General features: G+C 69.7%; 8 protein-coding genes. 4 read left to right on the plus strand and 4 right to left on the minus strand.

All coding sequences use genetic code 11. The features are described from left to right. Nucleotides 1–127 precede the first annotated feature (127 nt). From tilS to dacB, 3 genes are all read right to left on the minus strand, one after another. Entirely contained in the window at nt 128–1,123 is a 996-nt protein-coding gene (tilS, locus tag ACQP1N_RS31660; RefSeq protein ID WP_067792490.1) for a tRNA lysidine(34) synthetase TilS, read from the minus strand. A gap of 48 nt (nt 1,124–1,171) precedes the next feature. Further along, nucleotides 1,172–2,281, minus strand: coding sequence for a zinc-dependent metalloprotease (locus ACQP1N_RS31665; protein WP_433232885.1), 1,110 nt, complete (start codon nt 2,279–2,281; stop codon nt 1,172–1,174). A 255-nt stretch (nt 2,282–2,536) separates the two neighbouring features. Beyond that, the gene (dacB, locus tag ACQP1N_RS31670) at nt 2,537–3,913 is read right to left on the minus strand and encodes a D-alanyl-D-alanine carboxypeptidase/D-alanyl-D-alanine endopeptidase (protein ID WP_242608627.1); all 1,377 of its coding nucleotides are present in this window, start codon (nt 3,911–3,913) and stop codon (nt 2,537–2,539) included. 162 nt (nt 3,914–4,075) lie between these two features. On the opposite strand from dacB, the gene ACQP1N_RS31675 reads away from it, so the two are divergent. The 3 genes from ACQP1N_RS31675 (at nt 4,076) to ACQP1N_RS31685 (ending at nt 10,178) form a co-directional block, all read left to right on the plus strand. After that, nucleotides 4,076–4,567, plus strand: coding sequence for an inorganic diphosphatase (locus ACQP1N_RS31675; RefSeq protein WP_067792496.1), 492 nt, complete (start codon nt 4,076–4,078; stop codon nt 4,565–4,567). Between the two features lie 2,390 nt (nt 4,568–6,957). Then, nucleotides 6,958–7,782, plus strand: coding sequence for a MerR family transcriptional regulator (locus ACQP1N_RS31680; protein ID WP_433227908.1), 825 nt, complete (start codon nt 6,958–6,960; stop codon nt 7,780–7,782). Next, the gene (locus tag ACQP1N_RS31685; RefSeq protein ID WP_433227909.1) at nt 7,779–10,178 is read left to right on the plus strand and encodes a VIT domain-containing protein; all 2,400 of its coding nucleotides are present in this window, start codon (nt 7,779–7,781) and stop codon (nt 10,176–10,178) included. The genes ACQP1N_RS31680 and ACQP1N_RS31685 overlap by 4 nt, the downstream gene beginning before the upstream one ends. Before the next feature lie 71 nt (nt 10,179–10,249). On the opposite strand, the gene ACQP1N_RS31690 is transcribed toward ACQP1N_RS31685, so the two are convergent. Then, nucleotides 10,250–11,689, minus strand: coding sequence for an MFS transporter (locus ACQP1N_RS31690; RefSeq protein ID WP_433232887.1), 1,440 nt, complete (start codon nt 11,687–11,689; stop codon nt 10,250–10,252). A gap of 108 nt (nt 11,690–11,797) precedes the next feature. Here ACQP1N_RS31690 and ACQP1N_RS31695 point away from each other — a divergent pair, with 108 nt between their 5' ends. Beyond that, nucleotides 11,798–12,172, plus strand: a complete 375-nt coding sequence (locus ACQP1N_RS31695; protein WP_067792511.1) for a MarR family winged helix-turn-helix transcriptional regulator — start codon at nt 11,798–11,800, stop codon at nt 12,170–12,172. Nucleotides 12,173–12,322: the final 150 nt, after the last annotated feature.

Raw genomic sequence — 12,322 nt, forward strand, 5'->3', positions numbered from 1 at the left:
TCCCACCCTTGTTCGCTCAGCCCCCGCCCGCCCGGTGGGACGGACGTGGGATGGACACCGTCGCACGCGCCGTATCCGCGCCGCGCACGACGGACGCGTCGCGTGACGACGCGCACACGTCGCGAGGTCACGCCGGGCCGAACAGCAGCTTCCCGGACCGCCGGACGGCTCGTAGCCCCCCGGGCAGATCCACGTGCCGCTGGCCGTGCCAGGCCGTGACCAGCCGGTCCACCGCATCGACATGAACCGCCGCGAGCGTACCCGGTGGGCTGCCGGCCTTCACCGCGGCCATCCTCACGACCCTGGTCCGGACGGCTCTGGGCAGGTCTTCGAGCCCCTCCAGCCCGATGGCGACGCTGTAGCCGTCTTCCGGAGCCTCCAGATCGGTGTAAGCGCGAGCGGCGAGGTCGTCAAGGGCGTCGGCATCGTCACGGAGCATCCTGGCCGTACGGGCCAATGCCTCGGCCACACCCGGGCCCAGGGTCTTCTCCAGGACCGGGAGGGCTTCGTGCCGTACGCGCACACGCGCATAGGCGTGGTCGACGTTGTGGGGGTCGTCCCAGGGGTCCAGCCCCATCGCCGTACAGGCCCGGCGTGTGGTGGCGCGGTCGAGGCCCAGAAGGGGTCTCAGATAGAGGACGTTCTGCCGCCTGAACTCGGGCGGCATACCGGCCAGCGAGCGGGCGCCGGAACCACGCGCCAACCCCAGCAGGACGGTCTCGGCCTGGTCGTCCTGGGTATGGCCGAGGAGGACGGCTGCGGCCTTCAGCCTGCCCGCCGCTTCGCTGAGAGCCGCATAGCGCGCTTCGCGGGCGGCGTTCTCCGGGCCTCCCGGCCCATCGACGGTGACCGCGATCGATCCCGATGGGTCCAGGCCAAGGCCCGCCATGGTGCGGACCACGGCGTCGGCGCGCTCGGCCGAACCGTCCTGGAGACCGTGGTCGATCGTGATGCCACCGGCGGGACGGCCCGCCCTGGGCGCCTCGAAGGTGAGCGCCCCGGCGAGCGCCAGGGAGTCGGCGCCTCCGCTGCACGCGGCGAGCACCATCGCGCCCCGCGGCAGACCGGCGAGTACGCGCCGCACCGCGAGACGTACCGCCGCCACCGCCGGATCAGGCCCCATGGCACACGTCTACCACCTTGCGGGGCCGCGCATCCGCCCTAGCCCGGCTCAGGCTTCGTTGGCCTTGGGCGGCGCGTCGATGGCCCTGGGGCCGAGGACCCGGCTCATCCAGCGCACCGGCTCCTTGATCTCGTCGTGCGTGGGGAGCGTCTCCGGCGACTGCCAAATCTGGTTGAAGCCGCTCATGCCCGCTTCGGCGACGACCCGGCGGACGAACCGCGATCCCTCCGCGTACTGCTTCATCTTGAGGTCGATGCCGAGCAGGCGCCGGATCGTCTTGTCGAGCTTGGAGCCGCCTTCACGCCGCCCCTGGAACCGGGCCCTGATCTGTTGCACGGACGGGACGACGTCCGGGCCGACCGCGTCCATGACGTAGTCGCCGTGGCCCTCCACCAGCGTCATCACCGCGGTCAACCGGTCGAGGATCTCGCGCTGTTCCGGGCTCTGGATCGCGTCGATGAGATTGGAGTCGCCGCCGCGCACCGCGTCCGCCACCGCCTCGGCCGCGTCCCGGAGGCGGTCCAGCATCGCACCGGGGTCGAGGTCCGACGCGAGCAGGAACTTGGTCATCTGGTCCTGGACGTATTCACGCAGCCAAGGGACGCCGGTGAACTGGGCGCGATGCGTCTCCTCGTGCAGGCACACCCAGAGACGGAAGTCACGCGTCTCCACACTGAGCTCATGCTCGACATGGACAATGTTGGGCGCCACCAAGGTCAGCCGCCCGGTCGAAGCACGCCCCGACGGGTCCGGCGGCAAGAACAGCTCGTACTGCCCGAGGACACGGCTTGCCATGTAGGCGAGGATCGCGCCCACCTGCATCCCCGTCACGCGGGAACCGACCGCCTGGATGACCACGTCGCCCGCACCGCCGAAGGGGCCGGGGCTCCGCCGCTCGGACATCTGCTCCATGAGCGGCTCCAGCACCACGCGGAAGCCGTCCACGTTGGCACGGATCCAGCCGGGCCTGTCCACAACCGTCGCCGGGTCGGGATCGAGTTCCGACGCCATGCCGGTGAAGTCGCGCACGTGCCCGTGGGCGACCTTCGACAGCTCGCGCAGCTCCTTCACGACCTCGCGGGCCTCGTCATAGCTGACCTGCGGTCCCGGCCGGACGAGCCGGGTTCCGGCCTGAACGGCCACGTTCCAGTCGATCATTGAGGCGCTCATGTACTCCACCGTACGTTTCGGACGCGGCGCCGAGGCGCCCCTACTAGGTCGTTCAACGAACGACCGTTCTGGTTATCTCCCGTACAGCCCCGCCCACACCCGCCACCGGCCCATACACGTCCCGCCGAAGCCAGGCGCCAAAAAAAACAGGCCCCGCCCACCCGGGGGCGGACCGTACCCCTCCACCCTCGCCATCCCCGCCGCCCCACCGCAGTAGAACGAGATTCTGGGGATAACCGAAAATCAGCCGCAGCCGCACCCGGCGACGGCCGCTGCGAGTTGGTCGAGCTTCCCCGGATCCACCGGTCCCTTCCCATCCCCCGCCATGAACGCGAACGCCAGCAGCCGTCCATCCGCGTCGTACGCGAGCCCGGCCAGCGTGCTGACACCCGCCAGAGTGCCGGTCTTGGCACGAACCATCCCCGCACCCGCCTGACTGGCCGCGACGGTGTAGCGCGGCGGCCTCAACGTCCCGGAGAACCCGGCGACGGGCAGCCCGGTGATGGCCGAACGCAGCTTCGGATGTTTCTCACCGGCCGCGAGCGAGACGATGCGGGCAAGCGCGAGCGGCGAGATCCGGTTGCGCGGCGACAACCCACTGCCGTCGTTGACCGACACGCCTTCCGCAACACCGAGCCTGGCGAGAACCTGCCGGACGGCTTGCGCCGCGTCCGCGAACGTCGCCGGACGCCCCAGCTTGATGGCGACCTGGCGGGCCACCGCCTCGGCAACGTCGTTGTCACTATCAGTCAGCAAATGCTCCACCAGCGCGGACATGGGCGGCGATTGGACGGCACCGAGCCGAGCCGCCTCCTTCGGCGCGACAGTCATCCGTCCTGGCCTCGCGCTCACTCCGTCCCTGGACAACAAACGCGCGAACTGCCTCGCCGCAGAGGCGGGTGGATCGGCAATCCGCGCCTTCCTGGTCGGGTCCAACGGTGAGACGCGCCCCTCATCGACGGCTAGGGCGGTAACAGGGGCGACCTCGCCGTCCGGCAGGTAATTGGGTTTCCACCCGGCGGCCGTGCGAGGCCCCTGGTACGCGGACACGTCGTAGTCCACACGTACCTGGCGCACCCCCGATGCCTTCAGCGCCGCAGCCGTCTGATGGGCCAGATCCAATAGCGACGCATAAGGCGGCCGGCCGGCCCCTGGACGCGACGGAAGTGCCGTCAGGGTAGGATCCCCGCCTCCGATCAGTACGATTCCGCCTCCGGTACCGCGCACGACCTGGGTGGTGATCCGGTGCGCGGGGCCGACCGAGGCCAGCGCCGCCACCGACGTCGCCAGTTTCGTCGTCGAGGCCGGGGTGGCGGGCCGGTCGGCGCGCAGCTCGTAGAGGGGCCGCCGCGTCTCCGCGTCGATCACCACTGCGTTGATCTTCGCCTTCGGGCCGCCGATCAGCGCCGAGAGCCGTCCCGCCAGGACGGACGGGTTCGGCGGGCGGCCCGATCCGGCATCGGCGGCGGGGACCACGGTCGACGTGGCGGGGGCGCGCACGAGGTCGCGCGCCGCCACGCTCGGCGGCTGCGGGGACAGATGCCGGGCAGGTGTGAGTTTCACCACTGCCAGCCCCGCGGCGGCGGTGAAAACGTTAAGGAGGGACAGCGACAGGATCACGAGGGTTCGGGCCCGTCCAGGCACGTGACCGCCCCTCTCCCACTCAGCACTCACCAACGTGCGACATCCTTATACGAGGGAATACTCGTCCTGTGGGGCCGGCCTCGCCCACGGGCTCCCGAAAGACTATTCACTGCGCGCGCGCAGGGAGCGGAGGACATCTTGGATTTCGACGTCACCATTGAGATCCCGAAGGGCCAGCGGAACAAGTACGAGGTGGACCACGAGACCGGACGCATCCGCCTCGACCGCATGCTGTTCACCGCGACGCAGTACCCGGCCGACTACGGATTCATCGAGGACACCCTAGGGGAGGACGGCGACCCGCTGGACGCGCTCGTCCTGCTGCAGGAGCCGACCTTCCCCGGCTGCCTCATCCGCTGCCGCGCGGTGGGCATGTTCCGGATGACCGACGAGGCCGGTGGTGACGACAAGGTCCTGTGCGTCCCCGCCACCGACCCGCGCATGGAGCACCTCCGCGACATCCATCACGTCGCCGAGTTCGACCGGCTGGAGATCCAGCATTTCTTCGAGGTCTACAAAGACCTGGAGCCCGGCAAGTCGGTCGAGGGCGCCAGCTGGGTGGGGCGTGTCGAGGCCGAGCAGGAGATCGAGCGTTCCCTCAAGCGCGCGGCCGACCAGGGCGGTCACTGACACCGTCCCCATGACCGGTCGGCCGACCGGCCGGTGGGCCGCGCCCAGGCCGGGGCAGGGAGTCGCGGACGGCGCTGATCCGCTCCCCATCGCCCATGCGACACGTCTCGCGAGGAACCCTTCCGCACACACAGGACGTCGTGCGGAAGGGTTCTCGCCGTCCATAGGGGTTCGCCTTCATCCGGCCGGCCTCCGCCACTCGCCGTTATCCGGTGGTCGCCGGGGCCGGGCTGGAATAGGTGCTCCCCGATGATCGCCCTGTGGGGGACGGTGTCGGCTCCGGCTCGGTGCTTGAGGACGGTGATGTCACAGGAGCCGACGACGGTGCGGGGTGGGTGGTGTCCGGGGGTTGGGTTCCGGGGGTCGTGGTCGGACTCGCTGGGGCGGAACCCGTCGGCGTAGGCGTCGGCTCCGGATCAGGCGCGTTCTGCCGCCAGGTCACCTGCACTTGGGGTCCGCAAGGCCGGAACGTGATGAGGCCGCTCCCGCGTGCGTTCCCCTGCCGGGAGACATGAACGCGCACGGTCACGTTCTGGCCGGGTTGAAGATGTCCGTAGGACGGCTGAACTCGTATCGGGCCCCGAGTCTTTGCCTGCCAGGCCACTGTTCCGTCTCCCGCACGCAGGTCTACGGAGCCGTCCGAGCTTCCTGCCATGTCCAGGTAGAGCGGCGAAACCGTCAGGACGCATGGGGCCGCCACGATCGGCTCTGTTCCGGAATCGGGGTCTGGAGACAGCAGGGGCACAGCGGCCAGGGGGGCGGATGAGGCGCGCGCGCCGAGCGGGAACGTGGCGGAGACAGGAGCGGACTGAAGGGTCCCCGGCCCATCCGTATGAGTTGCGGACGGCCGTCCGGACTTCGGCATCTGCGAGACGCCCGGAACCGCCGTGGGGTGTGCGTCGGCACCCCCTTCTGCGGGATTCCGGCCGGTGCCCACGAACCCGTACATGGAGGCGACCCCGCCCCCGGACAGAAGCCCCACCACCGCCAGCACCGTCGTGGCACGGATGACCGAAGCGCCGAGACCTGCCACGCTCGCGGAAGGGGCTCTGCGGAAGCGACCGATCCCTGAGAATCGGCCTGGACGCGCCTGCTGCCCGGACCGTACGGACTGAATGGGGAAACCTTTGGGCGTGAACTCGGCGACCCTGGTGGCCGCGAAGAGCCTGTAGCCGACCAGTTCGGGATCCAGGAAGCAACTCATCACGCGTAGCCGCAGATCCGCCGGCGGATGCACTTCTGGTAGCAGCCCGTACACCTTCTGGGCCGACACAGACCGGAGTCGGAAAGGTCCACAGACCGAACACGATCTCGCATGCTCCGTCAGCCGCCCGCTGAGGTCGTGAGTGAGCTCACCACGCCGTTCCCTCAGCAGCAGCGCACGCTCGGGGCAACCATAGGGCCCCTGCTGCGCGAGTATCTCCGCCGTTAAGGTCTCGGCGAGTTCGCGGTGCGCGAGGTCCAGAGCCTCTTGGGCTTCCTGCAGCGACATGCCGAGCACGGCCGCCAGGTCGGGAACCGACAGCCGGCGCCTGACCCTCAGATCCAGAATCTCCCGCGAGATCGGACGTAACGCCGAAACCGCCTGCCATGCCGTTATGCGCCGCTCTACGTCCTCCTGGTCGTGGTGGGCGACCGGCACGTCCGGTGTCTTGGTGCGAGGCGACTGACGCCGTGTGCACTCCAGCCGCGCAATGGCGTAGAGCCATGTCCTGAAACGGTCGGGGTCGCGCAGCCTACCGACGTGCGCCTCGGCCACGATGAAGGTGTCGCGTAAGGCGACCTGCGCCGCGTCACGGCACCGCAACCGGAACCAGCAGTACGCGTAGAGCCCGCGGGCATGGGCGTCGTACACCGCGGCCGGGGCGCCGAGAGCGCGCTCGCGCAGCGCCTCGACCAGGAGTCGGTCGTTCATACCGGAAAAACCTAAAGGCTCTGGTCGCTCTTTACAGACCAATTCAGAAGATCCAAATCCAACGCCGGCCACCATTACTAGCGCTATCCAGCAAGCTCTAGGCAAATGTCCCATTTAGGAGCTTTGTTTGATTTGACCGAGATACTGTAAGTATCAGATGCCTGATGCGACCAGGAAGACATCACAATGAGCGATCAAGTAGAGACGTAGCGTGAGTGGAACATATTTCTCCTCTCGCCACGAGAGGACCATTTTCACCATCGCGGGAACAGCCGTTCGATGCCTCGTTGCCGCGACCTGAACGGCGACATGAATAACGGCTCTGCCGTAATGGCGCATGAGGTCGCCCACTCGCACCGCAAGGCCGTCCGCCGGGTGATCGAGGTCCGCCGCCGGCACGGAGCCGCCGAGGATCTCCAGAGTCGATCTTCGTTCGAACTTGACACTGTCATCGTGACAGTGTCATCATCGAGCCATGGACGAGACCTGGACGATCGGCGAGCTGGCGGCACGCGCCGCCACCGCCCTCACGGCGGACGGAGCCGCACAGGTCAGCGGGCGGGTGCGCGATCTCCCCAACGAGCGGCTGATCCGCTGGTACACCACCATCGGCCTGGTCGACCCGCCCCTCGGCCGCCGTGGCCGCAACGCCCTGTACGGGCCGCGCCACCTTCTCCAGCTCGTCGCGGTGAAACGCCGCCAGGCCGCGGGCCACTCGATCGCGGAGATCCAGATGGAACTCGCCGCCGCCCCCGACGAAACCCTCGCCCGGATAGCCGGCCTCCCCGCCGGCGGCGCCACCGCGCCAACGGCCTCCGCGCACCCGGCGCCCTTTGAAAGCGGCCGACCCGAGCCGAGCCGAACGCGGGGAACCACCGCACCACGGTCGCCGGAAGAACCGGAAGAATCCGCCGCCGGGAATGCCGGGCGAGCGGCTCCCCCGCGCCCCGCAGCCGGCAGCGCTCGCACGGCAGAACCCACCAGAGCACCGACCGGTTCGGCAGACGGCGAAGGAGGCCACGAACAGACCGACTTCTGGCGCACCAGACCCGACGTGTCCTACAGCCGGGCAGCCGTCGTCAGCGATTACGGCCGGCCGCTCCCCTCGGTGCTCCAAGGGGTTCGGCTGGCTCCGGGCCTCACCGTTCTGCTCGACGGCCCCACCCTGAGCGGCGACGACCTCGCCGCCATCGAGACCGCCGCACGTCCCCTGCTCGACGAGCTGCACCGGCGCGGTCTTCTCACCCTCGCCGAAAGCCCCGACTCTCCGTCCGCCGATCACTCCCGGAGGTTCCAGTGACCGTGCGCATTCTGCCGCTACCCGAGACCGAGCCCCCGGTACCCGACCGCGGGCTCGGCGCACTCACCACCGACAAGGGAAACCTGCCGCTCGACTCCGTCGACGTCCACGCGTCCATCACGGGTCTCGCCGCCGGAATCGAGGTCGTCCAAGGCTTCCGCAACCCGTTCGACACGCCGCTTGAGGCCACCTACATCTTCCCTCTGCCCGACCGCGCCGCCGTCACCGCGTTGCGCATGGAGGCGGCAGACCGCGTCATCGAAGGCACGCTGAAAGAGCGCGGACAGGCGCGCCAGGACTACGACGCCGCCATCGCCGAAGGCCGCCGCGCCGCGATCGCCGAGGAAGACCGCCCGGACGTGTTCAGCATGCGGGTCGGCAACATCCTGCCCGGCGAACGAGTGACCATCAGGCTGGCGCTCAATCAGCCGTTGCCGCACGAGTCGGCCTCCAGCGCGACATTCCGTTTCCCGCTCGTGGTCGCCCCCCGCTACATCCCGGGCAGCCCCTTGGACGGGGAACGCGCCGGCCCCGGGGTGGCCGACGACACCGACGCCGTACCGGACGCGTCCCGGATCAGCCCGCCCGTCCTCCTGCCCGGTTTCCCCAACCCGGTGCGCCTCGCCGTCTCCGTCGACATCGACCCCGCCGGGCTGCCACTGACCCAGATCCGCTCGGCCCTGCACGTGGTGAGCGAAGAGGGCGAAGGCGAGCGCACCACCGTGCGCCTGCAGCCGGGTGAGCGACTCGACCGCGACTTCATCCTCCGCCTGGACTTCGCCCCGCGCGAGAGCGCGGCCCTGTCCCTGATCCCGGACGAGTCGGGCGAAGAGGGAACGTTCAGCCTGACCGTCCTGCCGTCCGGGGAGGCCAGGCCGAACCCCCGCGACGTCGTCCTCGTCCTTGACCGTTCCGGCAGCATGCACGGCTGGAAGATGGTCGCGGCCCGCCGCGCAGCCGCCCGCATCGTCGACACGCTCCGCGGCGAGGACCGGTTCGCCGTCCTGTCCTTCGACAACGTCATCGAACGCCCCCGCGACCTCGGCACCGGCCTGGTCGACGGCACCGACCGCAACCGGTTCCGCGCCGTGGAGCACCTTGCCGCGCTGAACGCGCGCGGCGGCACGGAGATGCTCGCCCCGCTCGATGAGGGCTGCCGGCTGCTCGCCGACTCCGCGCGTGACCGCGTGCTCGTTCTCATCACCGACGGCCAGGTCGGCAACGAAGACCATCTCCTCGCCCACCTGGAACCTCGGCTCCACGGTGTCCGCGTCCACACGGTGGGCATCGACCAGGCCGTCAACGCCGGCTTCCTGAACCGCCTCGCCTCCATCGGCCAAGGCCGCTGCGAACTGGTCGAATCCGAGGATCGCCTCGACGAGGCGATGGAGCACATCCACCACCGGATCGCCGCCCCGCTCGCGACCGACCTGTCCCTGCACGCCGACGGGCTGGAGATCGTCCCCGGCACCATGGCCCCGGCCCGGCTGGGCGCCCTGTTCCCCGGCGTGCCCCTGACGATCGCGGGGCGGTTCCACGGTGACCCGTCCGGCACGATCGCCGTCCGCGGCACCGCGTCCAGCGGGACGCCATGGGAACAGCACGCCACCGGCATCGTCTCCAAGGATCCCGCCGCCACGTCCATCTGGGCCCGCGCCCATCTGCGCGACCTCGAAGACCGCTACACGGTCGGCGGCCCCGACGACCTGGAACAGCGCATCATCGAAACCTCTCTCCGCTTCGGCGTCCTGTGCCGCTTCACCGCGTTCGTGGCCGTGGACAGCCGGGTGGTCGCCGAGGGCGGCACCCCGCACCAGGTCGTCCAGCCGGTCGAATCCCCCCGCGGCTGGACGCCGCCCACGGCGGTCCCGAGAGCCGTACCCGCCGCATTCGCGGCCGCCCCGGAACCCTTCGCACCCCCAACGGTCACCGGCGGCATGCCCATCGGTGGCATGCCCGCCCCCGCAGGCCCGCCGCCAAAGAGCGCCGCCCCCTACGGCGCGCCACCGGCCGGCGCCGGAGTCTCCGGTAGGCCCTTCGGCAGATCCACCGGCAGGGACCCCGCCTCGCGACGGTCCCGCCGCGCTCCCGCCCTCACCGGGTTCCAGCAGGAACTGGCGAACGTCCTCAACCGCCTTCGCCAGGTCCCCGACGACCAGCGGCTCCACCATCTGCTGGGCGAACTCCTCCCGATCCTGGAGTCGATCGTCCAGCGCATGGAGGCGCAGTTCCTGGACGTCGCTCCCCTGGCCGCCCTCCGCGACGATCTACGCCGACTCCAGCCCACCTCGGACCGGGCCACCATCAACGACCAATGGACCCGCACCCTGGAGGTTCTGGCCGACTTCACCGGAGAGTCCCCACCCCGCCGCCCCTTCTGGAAACGCCCCAAGTAACCCCGGCGGCGGGTGGTGCAGCTGAGGCGGGGGCCGCCTCTGGGAGGCAGCCCCCGCGTAGTGGAAGGAGGTCAGCTTTGCTTCGGGCGGCGGTGCAGGAGCGGGATCAGGTTGAGTGCCAGACCCACCACGGCAACGGCACTGACCAAGTTGACGCCCGGGTGGAACTCCGCGAAGCCGCCGCCGGCGGTCGTTCCACCCGCGACGAGCGCGGTGACCACGGCCAGGACGAGGGCGGCGCCGACCTGTCCCGAGGTCTGGACGAGGCCGGAGGCCAGTCCCTGCTCGGAGTCGTCGATTCCGTCGGTGGCCTGCGCCATGATCGAGCTGAACCCGAACGCGAACCCGCCGCCCAGCAAGAGCATCGTCGGCAGGATCGTGACCACGTAGTGCGGGGCGTTCCCGGCCGTGGCCAGGAACCAGCCGTAGCCGAGGGTGAGGGACGTCATGGAGCTGGTGATCAGGCGGGGCGTCCCGTATCGGTCGATCAGGCGTCCGACGAAGGGGGATCCGAAGGCGACGAGCAGTCCGGCGGGAAGCAGCCCCATGGCCATCTCCAGCGGCGACCAGTGCAGGACGTCCTGCAGGTAGAGCGTCATCATGAACTGGAAACTGAGGTACGAGCCGAACAGCGCGATAATGCTCAGGTTGGCGCGGACAATGGAGCCGATCCGCAGGATGCCGAGCCGGATCAGCGGGTGCCGCACCTTGTTCTCCGCGACGAAGAAGCCGGTCAGCAGGGCGGCCGCGAGCACGACGGAGCCAAGTGTTATGGGGGCCAGCCAGCCGCGGTCGGGTGCCGAGACCACGGTGTAGACCGCGAGCAGCATGCCGCCGGTGAGCGTCACGGCGCCGACGATGTCATGGCCGCCACCGGCCGCCGGCTTGTCCCGAGGGATCAGTGCGACACCCGCGACCAGGGCGATGACCGCGAGCGGGACGGGCGTCAGGAACGTCCAGCGCCATCCGAAGCCGGTCAGCAGCCCGCCCAGGATCAGCCCGGACGAGTAGCCGCTGGCGCCGAAGACGGAGAACACCGACAGCGCCCGGTTGCGCGCGGGCCCCTCCTGGAAGGTCGTGGTCAGGATGGACAGGGCGGTGGGAGCGGTGAACGCGGCGGCCAGTCCCTTGACGAAACGGGTGACGATCAGCATCGCACCGTCGTTCATCAGTCCGCCCACCAGGGACGCGACCGCGAACACGGCCAGCGCGGCGAGAAAGACCCGGCGGCGGCCGAGCAGGTCGGCGGTACGTCCGCCGAGAAGAAGCAGCCCGCCGTAGCCGAGGACGTAGCCGTTCACGATCCACTGCAGTGATGTGGTGGAAAGGCCGAGTTCAGCGCCGATCGACGGCAGCGCGACGCCCACCATCGAGACGTCGAGGGCGTCGAGGAACAGCACGGCGCACAGGACCGCGAGGACCCCCCACAGCCGGGGAGTCCAGGTCTGTTCGGGCAGCGCGCCTTCGGCGCCCCGCACACGGACGGTGGAGGCAGGTGAGGTGTCGGTCATAGTCACGTCGGAGGACAGTACATGCATATGCATCAAATGTCTACGCACTAATTTCTTAGGAATTTAATGTGAGTGCATCTGATGCGTGCGCATGGTACGATCCGCGGCATGGAGGCGAAGGCTGCTCTGGTCGCGCGATGGCGCGGGCTGGCGACCTGCTACAACACGGTGGCGTGCGCCCTGGACCGCGCCCTGCAGGACGCCCATGGCCTGAGCATGAGCGAGTACGAGACGCTCGACCGCCTTGTCGACCTCGACTGTGAGAAGCACCGCATGCAGGAGATCGCCGCCGCGATGTACCTCAGCCAGAGCGCCCTGTCCCGCACGGTCGCCCGCCTGGAGAAGCACGGCTACGTCAAGCGCGGCCTCTGCGAGAACGATCGCCGCGGCGTCTTCGTCGAGATCACCGAGGCCGGACGCCGCTGCCATGCCGAGGCCCGCGACACCCACCTGAAGATCCTCGCGGAGCACCTGACCTCCTGACCCGGAGAGATCACCTGGCCCCAGCCCCCGGAAGAGGCCCCGCACCGTTCCTCGACGGCGCGGGAGCCAGGCGGGGTGCTGCTGGTGGCCTGCTAGACCCGGCGCACGTCCGCTGCCCGCCCCGCACCGAGATCCACCTGTTCGCCCGGG

Origin of the sequence: Actinomadura formosensis (genome assembly GCF_050948385.1) — a bacterium.
Lineage (GTDB): Bacteria > Actinomycetota > Actinomycetes > Streptosporangiales > Streptosporangiaceae > Spirillospora > Spirillospora formosensis.

Coding starts and splice junctions, on each gene's coding strand:
- ACQP1N_RS31690 (WP_433232887.1), bottom strand. CDS start 11,689: ATGACCGACACCTCACCTGCCTCCACCGTCCGTGTGCGGGGCGCCGAA.
- tilS (WP_067792490.1), bottom strand. CDS start 1,123: ATGGGGCCTGATCCGGCGGTGGCGGCGGTACGTCTCGCGGTGCGGCGC.
- ACQP1N_RS31680 (WP_433227908.1), top strand. CDS start 6,958: ATGGACGAGACCTGGACGATCGGCGAGCTGGCGGCACGCGCCGCCACC.
- ACQP1N_RS31695 (WP_067792511.1), top strand. CDS start 11,798: ATGGAGGCGAAGGCTGCTCTGGTCGCGCGATGGCGCGGGCTGGCGACC.
- ACQP1N_RS31665 (WP_433232885.1), bottom strand. CDS start 2,281: ATGATCGACTGGAACGTGGCCGTTCAGGCCGGAACCCGGCTCGTCCGG.